General features: G+C 37.9%; 16 protein-coding genes. 10 read left to right on the forward strand and 6 right to left on the reverse strand.

Annotation, left to right across the window (positions count from 1 at the left end; all coding sequences use genetic code 11):
• The first annotated feature begins 14 nt into the window (after positions 1–14).
• The 4 genes from AC6CH7_RS18215 to AC6CH7_RS18230 all read left to right on the forward strand — a co-directional run bounded on the left by AC6CH7_RS18215 (position 15) and on the right by AC6CH7_RS18230 (position 6,181).
• On the forward strand, positions 15–1,193 hold the full coding sequence (locus AC6CH7_RS18215; protein WP_498264099.1) for a 3-dehydroquinate synthase: 1,179 nt from the start codon (positions 15–17) through the stop codon (positions 1,191–1,193).
• A gap of 2 nt (positions 1,194–1,195) precedes the next feature.
• Entirely contained in the window at positions 1,196–2,404 is a 1,209-nt protein-coding gene (eboE, locus tag AC6CH7_RS18220; RefSeq protein WP_498264100.1) for a metabolite traffic protein EboE, read from the forward strand.
• 1 nt (position 2,405) lies between these two features.
• Positions 2,406–3,758 carry an alkaline phosphatase family protein gene (locus AC6CH7_RS18225; protein ID WP_498264101.1) on the forward strand — a complete coding sequence of 451 codons (1,353 nt, stop codon included), beginning with the start codon at positions 2,406–2,408 and terminating at the stop codon, positions 3,756–3,758.
• Between the two features lie 71 nt (positions 3,759–3,829).
• Positions 3,830–6,181 (forward strand): phosphocholine-specific phospholipase C, encoded by a 2,352-nt coding sequence (locus AC6CH7_RS18230; protein ID WP_498264102.1) that lies wholly within the window; start codon positions 3,830–3,832, stop codon positions 6,179–6,181.
• On the opposite strand, the gene AC6CH7_RS18235 is transcribed toward AC6CH7_RS18230, so the two are convergent.
• Positions 6,178–6,459, reverse strand: a complete 282-nt coding sequence (locus AC6CH7_RS18235; RefSeq protein WP_498264103.1) for an isoleucyl-tRNA synthetase — start codon at positions 6,457–6,459, stop codon at positions 6,178–6,180. The genes AC6CH7_RS18230 and AC6CH7_RS18235 overlap by 4 nt on opposite strands.
• A gap of 163 nt (positions 6,460–6,622) precedes the next feature.
• Between AC6CH7_RS18235 and AC6CH7_RS18240 the strand changes: the two genes are divergently transcribed.
• The 4 genes from AC6CH7_RS18240 (at position 6,623) to AC6CH7_RS18255 (ending at position 8,524) form a co-directional block, all read left to right on the forward strand.
• Positions 6,623–6,964, forward strand: coding sequence for an ArsR/SmtB family transcription factor (locus AC6CH7_RS18240; protein WP_498264104.1), 342 nt, complete (start codon positions 6,623–6,625; stop codon positions 6,962–6,964).
• Complete coding sequence (locus tag AC6CH7_RS18245) at positions 6,951–7,436, forward strand: SRPBCC family protein (RefSeq protein ID WP_498264105.1); 486 nt, start codon at positions 6,951–6,953, stop codon at positions 7,434–7,436. Before AC6CH7_RS18240 ends, AC6CH7_RS18245 begins: the two co-directional genes overlap by 14 nt.
• A 110-nt stretch (positions 7,437–7,546) precedes the next feature.
• The gene (locus tag AC6CH7_RS18250; protein WP_498264106.1) at positions 7,547–7,816 is read left to right on the forward strand and encodes a hypothetical protein; all 270 of its coding nucleotides are present in this window, start codon (positions 7,547–7,549) and stop codon (positions 7,814–7,816) included.
• Positions 7,817–8,044: 228 nt separating this feature from the next.
• A complete protein-coding gene (locus AC6CH7_RS18255) occupies positions 8,045–8,524 on the forward strand; it encodes an FKBP-type peptidyl-prolyl cis-trans isomerase (protein WP_498264107.1) in 480 nt (159 codons plus the stop codon).
• A gap of 299 nt (positions 8,525–8,823) precedes the next feature.
• On the opposite strand, the gene AC6CH7_RS18260 is transcribed toward AC6CH7_RS18255, so the two are convergent.
• On the reverse strand, positions 8,824–9,546 hold the full coding sequence (locus AC6CH7_RS18260) for a carboxypeptidase-like regulatory domain-containing protein (RefSeq protein WP_498264108.1): 723 nt from the start codon (positions 9,544–9,546) through the stop codon (positions 8,824–8,826).
• Between the two features lie 359 nt (positions 9,547–9,905).
• Between AC6CH7_RS18260 and AC6CH7_RS18265 the strand changes: the two genes are divergently transcribed.
• Complete coding sequence (locus tag AC6CH7_RS18265; protein WP_498264109.1) at positions 9,906–10,493, forward strand: GIN domain-containing protein; 588 nt, start codon at positions 9,906–9,908, stop codon at positions 10,491–10,493.
• A gap of 14 nt (positions 10,494–10,507) precedes the next feature.
• On the opposite strand, the gene AC6CH7_RS18270 is transcribed toward AC6CH7_RS18265, so the two are convergent.
• From AC6CH7_RS18270 to AC6CH7_RS18280, 3 genes are all read right to left on the reverse strand, one after another.
• Positions 10,508–11,332 (reverse strand): SGNH/GDSL hydrolase family protein, encoded by an 825-nt coding sequence (locus tag AC6CH7_RS18270; protein WP_498264110.1) that lies wholly within the window; start codon positions 11,330–11,332, stop codon positions 10,508–10,510.
• A gap of 166 nt (positions 11,333–11,498) precedes the next feature.
• Complete coding sequence (locus tag AC6CH7_RS18275) at positions 11,499–12,305, reverse strand: phytanoyl-CoA dioxygenase family protein (protein WP_498264111.1); 807 nt, start codon at positions 12,303–12,305, stop codon at positions 11,499–11,501.
• Between the two features lie 253 nt (positions 12,306–12,558).
• Positions 12,559–13,338, reverse strand: a complete 780-nt coding sequence (locus AC6CH7_RS18280) for an SDR family NAD(P)-dependent oxidoreductase (protein WP_498264112.1) — start codon at positions 13,336–13,338, stop codon at positions 12,559–12,561.
• A gap of 43 nt (positions 13,339–13,381) precedes the next feature.
• Between AC6CH7_RS18280 and AC6CH7_RS18285 the strand changes: the two genes are divergently transcribed.
• Positions 13,382–14,236, forward strand: a complete 855-nt coding sequence (locus AC6CH7_RS18285) for a PAS domain-containing protein (RefSeq protein ID WP_498264113.1) — start codon at positions 13,382–13,384, stop codon at positions 14,234–14,236.
• Positions 14,237–14,289: 53 nt separating this feature from the next.
• Here AC6CH7_RS18285 and AC6CH7_RS18290 read toward each other — a convergent pair whose 3' ends face one another.
• Positions 14,290–16,917 carry a zinc-dependent metalloprotease gene (locus AC6CH7_RS18290; protein WP_498264114.1) on the reverse strand — a complete coding sequence of 876 codons (2,628 nt, stop codon included), beginning with the start codon at positions 16,915–16,917 and terminating at the stop codon, positions 14,290–14,292.
• Between the last annotated feature and the right edge of the window lie 24 nt (positions 16,918–16,941).

The raw sequence follows: 16,941 nt of genomic DNA on the forward strand, positions 1-16,941 counted from the left end.
AGGAATTTTCAACTATGAGTTATTTAGAACAGTCGTTTAGTGTAAAATTTGAGTATAAAATATACTTTACTGCTTCGCTATTTGATACAGGCAATCCCATTTTGGCAAACTTCTTTAAGGAGAAGCCTTCGGAGGCCTTGCGCAAAATATTTTTCGTACTGGACAAGGGTGTTGCCGATGCTCATCCTGACCTTGTACCATCAATTAAAGCTTACTTTGAGCAACATAAAGATGTGCAGCTGATTAAGGACATCATAATTGTTCCGGGCGGAGAAGTATCAAAAAATGATACTGCACTTTTTGACCAACTGGTTGAAGCAGTGAATGTTTATGGAATTGACAGACATTCGTACATTGCTGCCATTGGAGGAGGCGCTGTACTTGATCTTGTTGGTTATGCTGCTGCAGTTTCGCACCGCGGTATTAAACATATCCGTATCCCTACAACTGTACTTTCACAAAATGACTCTGGTATTGGTGTCAAAAACGGCATCAATTACAATGGCAAAAAGAACTTTCTGGGCACTTTTGCTCCACCATCAGCAGTATTTAATGATGACCAGTTTTTGCTTACGTTAAGCGACAGAGATTGGCGTTCGGGTATTTCTGAGGCCGTAAAAGTGGCCCTTATCAAAGATCCCGAATTCTTTTACTGGATTGAAGATAACGCAGCACAACTGGTTGCAAGGGATCTAGATACGATGAACTACCTGATCAAACGTTGTGCTCAATTGCATTTAAACCATATTGCCGGTGATGACCCATTTGAAACAGGATCAGCAAGACCCTTAGATTTTGGGCACTGGAGTGCGCATAAACTGGAGCAGCTAAGTAATTTCAGCGTTTTACATGGCGAAGCTGTGGCAATGGGTATTGCTTTAGATAGCACCTATTCTTTCCTGACAGGAATGCTAACAGAAGAAAAATTGCAGCGCATATTGAGTGTACTGCTTCACCTGTCTTTTGATATTTCTAATCCATTTATCCAGATTAACGATACTGAATCTCCAATACTTCGTGGATTGGCAGAATTTCAGGAACATCTTGGCGGTAAACTTACCATTACCCTGCTTACTGATTTGGGTACCGGAAAAGAGGTGCATCAGATGGATCATCAGTTATTGATAGAAGCAAGCAACTATGTTTTAAACTTTACCAGTACACATGCTGGTTTACCTATAAGTAACCACTAATAATGAAAGTTAACACTGGCCATTTAACCTATTGCACAAACATACATCCGGGTAAAAACTGGGATGATGATTTTAAAGCGTTACAAGAGAATTTTCCTGTTATCAAACAATCGGTTTCCCCAAATCAACCGCTTGGACTAGGACTTAGATTGTCTAATACCTCTAGTCTTGAATTGATTAAAGAAGATGCTTTAACTGAATTTAAGCAGTGGCTTGAGGAAAATGACGCTTATGTTTTTACGATGAATGGTTTCCCTTATGGCGAATTTCACCGTACGGTGGTTAAAGAAGATGTACATACACCTGATTGGACAACAGACGCGCGAAGAGAATATACCATCAGACTTTTTAATATTCTCCAATCCATATTACCTGAAGGGATGAATGGAGGAATTTCAACATCGCCACTTAGTTACAGGCACTGGTTTAAAACTGATCAGGATTTTGCGCAGGCAAAACGCACCGCTACCTTAAATGTAATAGAGGTTATAAAAGAACTGATTACAATTAGCGAGCAAACAGGTAAAATTATGCACCTTGATCTGGAACCTGAACCTGATGGCATACTTGAAACCGGAAGGGAATTTATAGACTGGTTTGAGAATGATTTGTTGCCACTTGGGATTCCGGCAATTGAAAGTTCATTTAATGTTCCTGGCATTGAAGCCGAATCATTAATTAAAAAACACCTCTGCCTTTGCTATGATGTTTGTCACTTTGCTATAGGTTATGAAGCTCATGATGAGGTTCTAAAAGAACTTGAAGCAAAAGGCATTAAAGTAGGTAAAATACAGATCAGTGCTGCTTTAAAAGCAAATCTTGATAAATCAGAAGCGGAAAGAGAAATCATAAAGAACAGCTTCCAGACCTTTAATGAGCCAACCTATCTGCATCAGGTAGTGTCCTTAAAGAAAGATGGTGGGCTGATTCGTTATTCAGACCTTACTCCTGCTCTTGAAGACTTTGAAAACCAGGAAGCCGTGCAATGGAGAGCACATTTCCATGTTCCAATATCAATTAAAGAGATCGGATTATTACAATCTACTCAGGATGATATTACCACCGTTCTGGAACTTCAAAAGAATGCTCCTTTTACTAACCATCTGGAAGTAGAAACTTATACCTGGGAGGTATTACCGGAGCAATTAAAATTACCGATTGCCCAATCTATCAGTAATGAACTGAACTGGGTAATTAAAACGAACATATAAGATGAAGAAAACTGTAGTAATAGATGTTGTTGGCTTATCCTCGAACCTTATTGGCAAGCATACCCCCTTTCTAGAACAATACATAAAAGATAAAAACCTTGGGGCAATAGCACCAATGCTACCGGCAGTAACTACCAGTGTACAATCAACTTATTTAACAGGAAAACAGCCAACAGAACATGGTGTTGTCGGAAACGGATGGTACGACCATATGGATTCGGAAATCAAGTTCTGGAAGCAATCAAACAAGCTTGTGCTTGCAGAGAAGATCTGGGACAAGGCAAAAAAAGAAGACCCTGATTTTACCTGCGCCAATATGTTCTGGTGGTATAACATGTATTCAAATGCTGATTACAGTGTTACTCCACGTCCAAACTATTTAGCTGACGGCAGAAAGCTCCCTGATTGTTATTCGGAACCCGCAGAACTACGTGATATTTTACAGGATAAATTAGGTCAGTTTCCGCTTTTTCAATTTTGGGGGCCAGGTGCAAATATAAAATCTAGCCGATGGATTGCTGACGCCTCTATGATTACTGAGGATCTTTACAATCCTACCCTTACCTTAATCTATTTGCCACATCTGGATTATTGTTTACAAAAATTCGGCAGCGACTTTGATAAAATCAGTAAGGAGCTTGGTGAGATAGATGAATTGATAAAGGACCTGGTAACATTTTATGAAAAAAAAGGAGCCAATATTATTATTCTATCCGAATACGGTATTGTTCCGGTAAGCAAACCGATTCACTTAAACAGAATCTTTAGAGAAAACCGACTGTTACAGATTCGTATAGAGCGAGGTTTGGAATTATTAGATGCGGGGGCGTCTAAAGCATTTGTAGTTGCAGATCATCAGATTGCACATGTTTACATCAATGATCCATCCGTAGCCGATCAGGTAAAAACTATTCTTGAAAAAACTCCTGGCATTGCTATGGTTTTAGATAAAGAAGGCAAAAAGAAATACGGAATGGACCATGAAAGGGCAGGCGACTTTGTATTGGTTGCTGAACCTGCAAGCTGGTTTACTTATTATTTCTGGCTTGACGACGCAAAAGCTCCTGATTATGCCAGATGCGTAGATATTCATAAAAAACCAGGGTATGACCCTGTTGAAATGTTCATGTCTTCTAAACCGCGTGCGGCATACAAACTATTAAGAAAAAAAGCAGGTTTCCGTTATGTAATGGATGTTATTCCATTAGATGCCACCTTAATTAAGGGCTCACATGGCAGCATCAACACCCCTGCAGCATTTCACCCTGTTTTAATTACGGATCAAAAGCTAAACAACAGCAATGTACAGGCGATGGAAATTCATGACCTGATCTGGAAAGCGCTAAAGGGGTAATCTATCGGTTACCAACTTATTTCTATTCTTATTACATTTGGTTCAAACACAAAGTACCCAAATGAACCATTATGGACTCAAGAAGAGACTTTATTAAAAAGGCTGCCCTATTGTCTGGAGCAGTGGGTTTACCCAATGTAATTCCTATGTCTATCCAAAAGGCAATGGCAATTGAAGCAGATCCAGGATCTACATTTTATGACGCAGAGCATATTGTAATTCTGATGCAGGAGAACCGCTCTTTTGATCATATGTTTGGTAAGCTCAAAGGTGTTCGTGGCTTTAATGATCCAAGAGCTTTTACACTTCCTGATCAGGATAAGGTCTGGTTACAAAAGGATAATGAAGGAAAAACATACGCACCATTTCACGTAGACATTAATAAAACAAAAATAACCTGGCAAGGCGGGCTGCCTCACTCCTGGTCTGACCAGCTTGCGGCCCGAAACAATGGCAAGTATGATAAATGGGTACCTGTAAAATCACTTATGTCTTTAGGATATTATGACAGAACAGATATTCCTTTTTACTACGCAATGGCTGAAGCCTTTACGATTTGTGACCATAATTTTTGCTCATCCCTTACCGGCACTACTCCAAACAGGTTATTTTTCTGGACAGGGAACATCCGCCCCGAGTTAAACGGGAGTTCGGTAGCAGCGGTAAACAATTCTCAAGCAGAATCAAGAGACGGTGCTTTTGTAGACTGGGATACATTTCCAGAGGTATTGGAAGATAATGGCATTGATTGGAAGATCTACCAAAATGAAATATGGACAGCTGATTTACAAGGTGATAATGTAGATGATTGGTTAGGTAATTACGGGGACAATGCAATTGAATATGTAAAACGCTACAACGTTAAGCTTGCGGCATATTTCAGAAAGAACGGTGATTCGACAAGTAAACCTCCCCTCACTGCAGCTCAGGTAACCGAGAAATACAATAAGCTATCTACCCGTAAAAGGAATTTAATAGACAAGGCATTTGCCAGCAATATAAATGCTCCGTTTAACTATCTGGAACTTGCTCCATTTACCTTTACTAATGACCAGGGACAGGAAGAAACCATCAGCATCCCTAAAAATGATATCTTCCATCAGTTCCGTTCTGATGTTGACAATGGCAAACTACCCACCGTTTCATGGCTGGTAGCTCCACAAAGATTCTCAGATCACACCAGTTCACCATTGTATGGAACGTGGTATGTATCTGAAGCGCTTGACATTTTAACAAAGAACCCTGAAGTATGGAAAAAAACAGTTTTTATCCTTACGTATGATGAAAATGATGGCTACTTTGATCATATCCCTCCATATGTAGTTCCAAAACCTAACGACCCATCAAGCGGAAAAGTTTCTGAAGGAATCTCTGTTGATGCAGATTATGAGCTAGAAAAAGATAGCCCTATTGGTTTAGGCTATCGCGTGCCAATGATCATCGCCTCTCCCTGGAGCAAAGGAGGCTATGTAAATTCGCAAGTTTTTGACCATACCTCTTCACTAATGTTTTTAGAAAACATACTTAGCAAAAAAACAGGGAAGAAAATTAGCAGCAATAAGATTAGCAGCTGGAGAAGAGTAATTTGCGGCGATCTGACATCAGCTTTCAGGCCTTCAGCAGGGACGTCATCTGTTGCACCACCACCTTTAAAAAGAGAAGAAGTTGTTACAAATATTCAAAATGCAAAAAATAAACCGGCACAGGTTAAGCCAAGCCCTTTATCAAAAGCTGAAATAACCTCAGGAGCTTATTTGCCACAACAGGAGCGTGGAACAAGTAAGGCTTGCACTTTGCCATACCAGCTCTTTGCAGAATGTAATCTTGATCGTTCTAAAACCAAGGTAGAACTTGAGCTTGAGGCAGGCAAAGGTAATTTCGGACAAAAAATATTGCCTGTTGGGGCGCCCTTTAACGTTTACACCACCAATTTATACAATGGGCAGGCAGGAAAGACCTGGGCATATGCAGTGAAAAATGGAGACAAAATTTTGGACCATTTAATGTTACATAACTTTGGGGATGGGCAATACAATTTATGCGTAAGTGCACCTAATGGCTTTTTCCGTGAGTTTAAGGGTGATAAAAATGATCCTTTCTTAAAAGTTAATTGCCATTATGAGGTTAAAGGGTTTTTAAACAAAAAGCCAAGTGGCAACATTGAACTTATCTTTCAAAATGAAGGTGATCAGGATTTAAAGATAAATGTTATCGACAACGCTTACAAAAGCGATATTACCAGATCAATATTATTAAGCACGAAAACTAGGAAAACTTTCATTATTGACTTGCAAAGGAGTTCAGGATGGTATGATTTTACAATTCAATTAGAGGGGTATAGCGCATTTTCAAAGCAATATGCCGGACACGTTGAAACGGGAGAAGATTCGATAACAGATCCTTATATGGGTGGGCTGGTTTAATCTGCGGGGTCTTTGGTTGCGGGCGCCTGCGCCTCTGCAGAAGCCATCTCTTCTTGTATTTCGGGGTCGAGCTCCACACAGCCTTCTTTATCTTTTTTTGCAAAAAGAATGGGATAAATGAGCATTAATGCACCTGCGACAAATAAAAATCCGGCAATCGACAACATGTAATTACTTGATTCCATTTTGTTCACACTCATCACTTTATAAGCAATTAGTGCCAGTATGCCCAATATAAAGGCAATTACTGCTTTCTGAAGTTTCAGCGTCTTAATCATGACCAGAGGAATTAAAATAGTCTTAAATATCGACAAAAATTAAACCATTTCCATAAAGACGTCTAAAAAAGTGAGGTCGGCATTCTGAGAAACTAGCATTATAGAAAAAAACACTTGCGCAATCAAATGATTGCATTTATATTTGCAACCATATAATTGCAAAATGATAACAAGAAGAGACGTATTCCAAGCCATAGCTGATCCTACCCGCAGGGAAATTATTCAAAGAATAGCAAGAGAACCTTTGAACCTTAATGCCGTAGCTGAGGCTTTCGACATTAGTAGACAAGCAATATCCAAACACATCCAAATCCTCACAGAATGCGGATTAGTAGTAATTAAGCAAATAGGCAGAGAACGATATTGTGAACCTCAACTTGATAAGCTAAATGAAGTAGCTGACTGGGTTGAGCAATCGAAAAAACAATGGGTTAGCAAATTTGAAAAACTAGACAATTATCTAAAAACAATACAAACTAAAGAGAAAGAAGATGGAACAATCTAAAAAAGAGCTTTTCATTACGCATCTTTTTGATGCCCCACGTGAACTTGTATTTGAGGCCTGGACAGATCCAGAGCAATTAAAACACTGGTATGCACCCGATGGTTGCACCATCGAATTTAAGTACATCAATGTAAAGGAAGGTGGCACCTTTCATTCCTGCATTCATGATCCTATACATGGAAATTGTTGGATAAAGGGCGTTTACGATCAAGTTATATTTCCGGAAAAAATGGTTTTCTCAATGATTCTTACTAATGAAAACGGCGAATCCGTAGAATCTATAGCTGCAGGAAAACCTGAAGGCTGGCCAGAGGAAATCATCACTACAGTAACTTTTACCTCAATTGGAAATCAAACAAAATTAGCTATCCATCAAACTGTTTCTGAAGAGGACGCGAAACACACAGGTGCTTATCAAAGCTGGATCAAAATGTTTAATAAATTAAATATCCTGATCGCGATTAAAAACTAAAAGCATGAGGATATATAGAAGTATAACATTTAGCTGTCACAATGCCGCTATAAATGCCTATTTATCATGACAATAGATATATTCTACGTATCTTGTGCGTTATTAAAAATATGAGCGAAATTATAAACGAAACGCAGGTAGTAACTACTGACAAAAAAAAACTGGCTTTTGAAGAAAAGCTTCAGGAGATTGACAACAAATATTCTAGATGGTTTGGCACAAAGAACAACCCATTTACCGGAGCACCGGATAAAATTAACAACTATTTCCGTTATTTCTATACCGCTGAAGGTGAGATTCAACTTTACTTAAAAGATGGACTACCTCTGGAAATAGGCAAAGACTGCAGAAATGCTTTTAAGGCAGTTTTTAATAACTAAAGCCTAATTAACAGCTTTATTTTTTTTTAGTACTGGAATAACAATCAAAGATATTCATCCGGCTCTGGTCTTACCAGGGCCGTTATTTTAAATTCATTTTTTTTATACCTCGTTCCAGCCTTCTGGATCAAAGTATTTATCAAACAGTTAAAAAACCGACATTTGCTTTTGCTAAAACGACTTATTAACTTCAAGTAATGATTTAAAAAAAACATATATTTGATTACCATGACCAAAATAAACCATTTATTACTTTTCATCTGCATGGCTGGATGCCTTGTAGCCTGCAAAAAAGATTTCCCCGAGGACGACCGTGATCCATATGCTCAACTTGCAATAGATACAGTAGCTATTAGAGCCTTCATTATAAAAAATAACATTAATGCACAAAAAGACTCAGAAACAGGAGTGTTTTATCAAATTATTGAAAGAGGAGCAGGTAATATAACCTATCAGGACACAACAAATATAACAGCAAACTATACAGGCAGATTATTAGATGGGATAGAATTTGATACCAAAACAGGTGTTAAATTTAAATTAAGCGATGGAATCTATGGCTGGCAAGTGGGCATTAGGCAAATTCAAAAAGGTGGTAAAATCAGAATACTCATTCCTTCAATTTATGGTTTTGGAAATATACAGAATGGCCCCGTGCCTGCAAATTCCATATTAGATTTTACGATGGAAATCACAGATTTAAAATAAAAACAAATTAAAATATTTATCAAATCATTAAAAGGAGGCTATTGCCTCCTTTTTTATGCATAGAATTATCATGGCATTGTCATTTCAAAAATTACTTAGTGTATTTATTACACTATCTAAAAATAATTCTTACATTTGTATTGTTAATACAGCGCAGCTGATTATTAAACGATTAAAACAGACAATGGTGCGATTATTGTCTTAAAGAAAAAGATCCCGTTCATACTGGGTTTATATTTGGTTAAAAAGAGGTAGTGCTTGGATAAGACTACCTTTTTTTTGTGCCTTATTTTTAAGGTTTAGTTCCTCTTTTCTCTAAACGTCCTCAAATCCGACTTAATCTTCAGCATCAAATTATAATCAGATAGCTCTAATAACGCTTCTTTAGTAGGCATGTATCGTTCTATAAATAAATCAAGAGAATCGTTTTCAAGTTTAGTAAGCGATGAAACAAAAGATCTCCCAAATCTTGAATCTATATAAGCCCGTTTTTCGTCCTCATGAAGTCTTTTCTTTAGCTTATTCTGAATATCATTTTTTCGTCCTAACAACCTTGCCAATTGCAATAAGTCAATCTTTACAAACTCAAACCGGCCCCTTGGCTGATAAGTATTTACAAAAACATCTTTAATACCAATAGGTTTATAATTGAACTCTCTTGCAAAATCTTTCCTTAGTTTTAGTGAATCTGCTTTGTGATTCCGTTGACCAAAAATAACAACTTCTTCAAGGTCTAAAGAAGTCGGTCTAAGCGCAATTGTCATTACAGGCGATTTCCAATCTTTTACAAGAACATCTCTCCTTTCATAACCTAATCCTGAAAACCATACAGTATCTGTTGCCGAGGCAATTAATGAAAAATCTCCAGTGCCACTACTCATTTTTTTAGTGTATTTCAATTGTATTGAAATACCGCCCAGCGGGCGTTCTGTATGCATATCTATTACTTTACCTTTTATTAGCTGTGCGGAAACACACAGGCATAACAACATGAAAAACAAAAAGATAGAAATCTTTAACATTAGATTTTTTCGTTAATAAACGAAACTAACACATTCTGTACAGCCAGATAAAATTTTAACAGTATTTAACTGATGACAATTCAATGATAAATAAGTGTTTAAACATTTATTACATTTGCCCCCGAGAGCGTTAATTTAAAGGGGGTAAGTCGAAAGGCCTATCCCCTTTTCTTATTTCAACCATTTCCGGGCGCAAAACAATTCTAAGAAATTTTCTTTTTCTAGTTGGTCGATCACATTTGACTGTTCGTCGTGTATTAATACCTTGTGGTATAAAACAGATAATACCTGTGCAACATTTTTCCTGGCCGAAGCATCCTATTGATAAAATAATCAAAGAATCTTAAATACACAACGTCATGAAAACCCTTACAAAAACCTTATTTGCTTCTGCATTTACAGCAATCGTTTTAACATCTTCCGCTATCTCAACTTTTGCTGCAAACCCCAGGCCCCAACTACTTTCATTTAAAACAGGCACTATTACGTTTAACAAGGTTATTATTAGTGGAAACGTAAAAGTTATTTTAGTGAAAGGCCAGGAGGAAGAAGTCAGAATTGACGAATACTATAATTCTTCAAAAACCACAATCGCTAGAAAAGGTTATCATCTGCTAATCAATTCTACTGATAAATATCCTGTCACCATTACAGTTACAGTAAAAGATTTAAACAGAATTCAGGCATCGGGTAATGCATCAGTAGTTACCAAAGGCATACTCAATCTCACTTACTTGCAAATCTTTTTAAATGATAATGCTACCGCAAATGTAAGCACCAATGCAAACAGCATGTATACCATTCTTAAAGGAGAATCGACTTTAAAATTAAGCGGTACTGCAGATTCACATACTTATATTGCCAATAATATGGAGAACATTAGCTTTGAAAATTTTGTATGCCAGAAAACAGATAGGCTAACGGACGAATCTATGGCTTCTAAATAAAAAAATCTGAGCCTTTAATATTTCTTTATGATTTTAACTAGCATATCCGCTATGACCTGATAACCTTTATCTGAGGGATGCAAACCATCGAAAGTATTGTCACTTGCTTCAATCGGATAAGGGTATTCATCAGTATCAGGATTAAAAGGAATATCTTTAAAATCAGGATAACTATAATTTTTATACGCTCCTGTTTCAGGATCCTTTAATCTTTTATACTTTACCAGCGTTTTCAGCTCCATACCACTTTTATTGTGCAGGTCCACTACTTTATAATGTTCATAACGACCTATTTCATTAACAGCATCTGCAAATTGCGATAGCTTCTGCCCTTTTTTCTCTTTATAAGAGCCCCATGCGTTATTATGGCTATTGGCAATGTATACAAAATCTACACGCTGCATGGGAGTGATCAAAATAATTTTAGCCTCAGGATTAAGGGTTTTAAGCTTATTAATAATGATGCGATATGCTCCGTAAACTGTTTTGAGACCAGTATCATTGATATAGTCGTTTAAAGTTCCCAATGGTTGACCTGACCACCAATCATTTGTACCTAGAAAAACTGAATATACATCTGATTTTTGGAGGCCCAGATTTTCAATTTCTTTGGCAATACCAACAGCTGTCCAACCATTATGGCCCTGATTAATGTAATGAATATTAGATAATTTGCTTACCACTCTGGTCATGTAACCGCTGGTAACCCGGTTACCCGTTTCGTCCTGGTGTTCATTTAAATAGGTAATAGAGTCGCCAATAGCAGTCCATGTAATTTCCTTTCGGGTAAAAGATCCAAGAGTAACAATAATGGTAAACAGCAATAATATTCTTTTCATTTGAGATCAAATTAACATTTACTTTATAGTAAACATAAGAATAAAATACGACTGCAATCTATCTCACGATACTTCTTTTATATACCGTTTTTACAAACAAAATAGGCTTATCCAGTCGGCCCGACCTTACCAAATAATTTATGATGATTAAAAATAACATAGCTATCTATTTAACAATACCTGCAAAACGCTGGTAAAACACGGTTGGACTATTTTCATTTTTAGGAGCATATTTACCTGCAATAATTGGAATGTAAATTACCCTTCTACGACTTTGTTCACCAATTACTGTAGATTGTGCAACACGATGCCATAACCTTCCATCGTGGATGGTAAGATCACCAACCTCTGGCACTACTGCAATTTCTTCAGCATCTTCATCATGGTCAAGAAAGTATTTTTTTCTGAAAAGCATCTGATAAAGCCCTTGCTTGTGTGTACCTGGAATTATTCTTAAACCACCATTTTCAGGTTCCAGGTTATTTAGATGTATTCCCACATTAAGCATCGGATTTAACTTTTGACCATAAAAAACATCCCTTAGTCCATCAGTGTGCCACCCCATTTTGGTGAATTTACTATCCGGGCCATTTACATAATGATTAAAAACCATTCCGTCTTTTTCGCTTTCGCCCAATCTCGCACCCGCACCAGCAAGCTCCAGTAATCCATTTAGTCTTGGATCAAGTAAAAGACCACTAAAGGCCGAATGATGCTGGTTAATAAATGCAAATCGTTGTACTATAGAAGAGCCATCAAGATCGCGTCCATATTTAATTGGAACGCCATTAACCTTACTAACATCCTTTTCTAGCCATTTTTCTTGCACTTCCAGAGAAGCATCTACAATTGATTTTACAGTTTGAGGTGTTATAAAGTTTTGGAAATGAATAAAGCCATTTGTATTAAAAAAGTCTTTTTGTTCAGCAGTTAAAGTTTCAGCTAATGAAAACTTTGGATATGAAGTTGCCATAGGTATATTTTATAAAAAATTAAAAGAAGGGTATTATTTGAAATCAGAGGAGGGTGCAGGTGACCCTAAGAAATTAACAGCAACAACACTGCATGGGCTTCATCATCTGAAGCATTGCCATGGAGTGATTTAATGAAAAGTTGTTATCTGTTTTAATAGACATAGTCTATGTGTTTAGTAGTTTATTTTACAAACATATAAAATATATTGAATACCAAGCATTTATTTTAAAAAAATATTTTCTGCTTCGGGATTATTTGATTTTATAGATACCGGCGGTTATCTTCTCAATAAGTGATTTTGGTAAAACTCTATTCGCATATGCCGATATAATATTAGTGAAACCAGGTATTACTTCTGCTTTCCGATTTAACATCGCTTTAACCGCAATCTCGGCAACAACATCTGCATCCATATTAAATTTTTCGGCGATATCATTAATAACTGAAAGCCCTGCCCGCTCGGCAAAACCAGTTCCAACAGGTCCTGGACTAATACAGGTTACTGATATAGATGAATCTTTAAGTTCGTACCTAATGGCCCTGCTAAAGGATAAAACATATGATTTTGACGCCGCATACATCGCCAATGTAGGCACTGCCTGATATGCTGCTGTACTAGAAACATTAAGCACATAACCTTGCTGGTTTCGTCTTAAAATTGGAAGCATATGATAAGTAAGTTCGGTGAGTGCCGTTACATTAAGTTGTAACATATTTAGCTGCTCATCTATGGAAAGGCTTTCAAATTTGCCCCAAACACCAAAACCAGCGTTATTAACAAGGGCTGAAACCGGAAAAGCATTGTCAGTACACCATTCCACCACACGCTTTGCAGCTCCATGTACAGACAGATCTAATGCAAAAACTTCCACATTAACATTATACTGGCTGGAAAGTTCCAGTTTAAGTGCATTAAGTTCAGGAGCTGATCTTGCCACAAGCAAAAGGTTAAACTTTCTTTTCGCTAACGAAATGGCTATTGACCTTCCTATTCCTTTACTTGCTCCTGTTATTAATGCGAATTGATTCATAATGCTAAAAATGTAAATTTACAATAAATCAGCTCTAATTATTTTGAAAAACAAGACGCTAATCACAATCATCTCCATTTATCTAGTTTTGGGTGGAATATGGCTATTTACGGGATCACAATTTATCGGTTGGCTCGATCGGCAATATCCGGCAACTGATTTAAGGAACTTATACTACCTTAAGAACTTTATATTCTTAATTGGCACTGCTATAGCGGCAGTAATAGGATTAAAGCATCATTACAGCAGCCTGCTAAACACAGAAAGGAAATATAAAAATGAGCTTATAGCACACGAAAAGCAACTTAATGAGCAGGTAATTCTATACAATACTGTTACCAGAGCCACCAATGATGTGATATGGGATTATGACATAGCCAATGATAAATTAACCTGGATGAGTGGGTACAAGGAGGTTTTTGGATATGATGATAGTAAGGAAATTCACAGCTCTTTCTGGTCTATGACGAGGGTACACCCTGATGATCAGGCCCGCATTATTTATGAGTTTGAGAAAATCGTAAAAACAAGAGGAACCAAATGGAAAGCCGAATACAGATACCTTTGTCAGGATGGCCGTTACAAACATGTTTTTGATCGCGGCTATCTAATCTTTGATGATTCGGGCAACCCGCTTAGAATGCTTGGGGCAATGCAAGACATAGATGTAAGGGTAAAACATGAAGAACAACTTGTAGGTCAGAATGAGAAATTAAGGGAAATTGCCTGGCACAACTCGCACGAAATAAGACGACCTCTGTCTAACCTAATAGGACTTATCCCCTTATTAAAGGATTCAATTGGCGACCAGGAGACCCTTACAGGTTTAGTTAATTTCCTGGAGATCTCGGCAGGAGAACTGGACAATGCTGTACTGAAGATCAATGACCAAATTTAATAAAGAAGCCTGCACCATCGGCACAGGCTTCTTTATCTATAGCAATTACAATTTTATTTCACTGCCAAAGCTTTATCAATTAAAAAAGTCAGGTTTGTACGGTGAGCTTTTGTCTGCTCATTTGTTGAAACCGCACCACCTAGCTGAGTTTTTATCTTTTTTAGTGTAGATAGTGCTGCAGCTTTACTTGCGTTATCATATCCACCAGGTGCAGAAATGATACTTGTCGAAGCCTTAATAAACTCGGTCTGTAAGTTTTGACGGAACAGGTTCACATTCGATTTAAGATCTGCCGCAAAAATATCATTCGCCAAATCATTCATTACACTTGCCACAGAATACGTGTTACCATAAAGTCCACTGTTGTTTATTCTGGTCAGCGTATTTGGGTGTAGAATTTGGGCAAGCGTACTCAACTGTATAGACATGAATGTGTTCTGAGGTTTAAAGTCCTCATTGCTTCCAAAAAATCCAAATCCACGTCTCTGAATTTGAAGATAAGGAAATAGTGGGCTATCAGCATCAAAAGCATTAGGAGCGAACACATATTTGCCCAATAGCGCCATTGCCTTTTTTTGATAGGCAACAGGAACAGGGGTAAATGGGGCAACAGTTGTTTTTTGTCCCACAAAGCTTCTGTCTACATATACACCGCCAACAAAACGGCTTATCGCCGCAGCAATACCTGCACGCTGTCCATTAAGCTGTTGATAGCGTAGACGCAACTCCTGATAACTTTGACCTGTTCTGCTAAAACGAGACTTCAGCTTTGGCATCATTGTGTTAATCAATTTAAACCTATCCTCCCCATAAGCAACCATGTCGTTAGTCTGATCATTAACATTCACTCTTGGATCGATACCACCGCCCGGGCTTCTCATGTCATCCGCATCATTACCAAAGGCAAGCTGTGGATCTGTACTGCGGCTCAAAATCTTATTTAATCCAACCTCTTCTTCCGACTCACTAAATGGAGTATAGCCATACTCTATTGCCCATAAATCATATGGCCCTGCTTTAGTGGTATAATAATCACCTTGTTTACTGCGATCGCTGCTTACATTTATTGCAGGATAATCCATTACAGACCCTTGCAATCCAATTTTACGAGTAAGCGCTACATCATTCATTTGAGCAGGGGTTAGCATTTGACTGGCTTTCATATTATGATTAAGTCCAAGTGTATGCCCCATCTCGTGCATGATAAGATAGTATAAGAACTGCTTGTGCATTTCACGAACAGTTTCAGCTCTTTTTGCTTCCGGAACATCAGCATCCAGGGCTTCAATTGCAGTTAAACCAGTTTGATACTGCATGCTTAACTCCTGGGCCAATGTACAAGAAGCCATATGGTTTTTATCGAAACTATGCATTTGACCTGATCTTGAAGACGTAGCCTCAATAGGATTTTCCCAAGGCAGCTTTAAAGCAGAGTTGCCCCCGTTGTAAAGGTCGTCCGTAATAATTGTCCCTGCTCCAGAGCGCCATTCAACCGTAATATCAGCACCTAAAATCTGACCAGTTAATGGGTTATAAAAACTTGGCCCTATTGCACCATAAGAAGGATATGCTGAAGATACCCAACGGATTACATTGTAAGCAATATCAGCCGGATCCCAGCTAGCCGTATCAGGCATTTCTTTCATTACAACAGCATTCTTGAAACCTGCTTTCTCAAATGCCTCATTCCATTTCTCGCCTGCTTCTTTTATGATTGGACGATATTCTAACGGGGTAGTATTCTCAATCCAAAATACAATTGGGTCTACCGGCTCGCTTAATGCGGCTGATGGATCTTTCTTTTTAAGGTTCCAACGGCTAATAAAATCTTTATATGGTGTTGGTGATAAAGAAGTCAGGTTATCTACTTCCGATCCAAAATAACCTACCCTTGGGTCATCACGACGGGCGCGGAAATCATTCTTAGGAACTTCAAGAAAAGAATGCTGCATTTTAACCCTTACATAGCGGGCATCAGTAATGTCTTTTCCTCCACCGTTCAAAGGCACAGGGTTATCATAAGCAAGTTCCACAACTACGTCTGTATTTCCCGGGAATGAGCGTATCTTTCTGTACTTTGACTTAGAGGCATTTAGGTTTCCAAGATTAAATACAGCTCCCGGAGGCAAAGTTGGGGGGAAAACCGGTTTAACTGGATCCAGTTTATCTCCAAGAAAGAGACCGTCTACAGCAATCAGGTATCCTAATGAATCTTGAGCGGCTACCTTATCACTATAGAAAACTGCATCTGATACATCAACATCTGCTGATTTACTTACCGGGTTTGCTTTATCATAATAAAAGTTAGTATTCTTTTGAAGGAGCTCAATTTTATCATCAGACTTCTGGATATAGAATAACCAGGTCGTTCTGATCATGTTTTGATTAAGGAATAAAGTTGTTGGCCCACCCATCGAGAAACTTTGATAAATGTAATTCTTGCCTAACTGATCTTTCTTTATATACATCTGAAGGCTACCCGTTACCGTATCTCTATACATCGAAAAAAGACCCTCAATCTTTTTACTTGATTTTATCTTGTCATTTATCGTTGGTTTAGCAGGCTTAGCCATCGCTTTTTTTAACGAGTCAGCGGCCAGTTCTTTTTTCTTCTTTTTTTGGGCAAAAGCGCCCCCTGCCAGGAATAATACCAGCGTGAGCAGTGTAATGGTTCTTTTCATATGAAATAATAGTTTGTTTTGGTT

Source organism: Pedobacter sp. GQ55 (assembly GCF_059758925.1).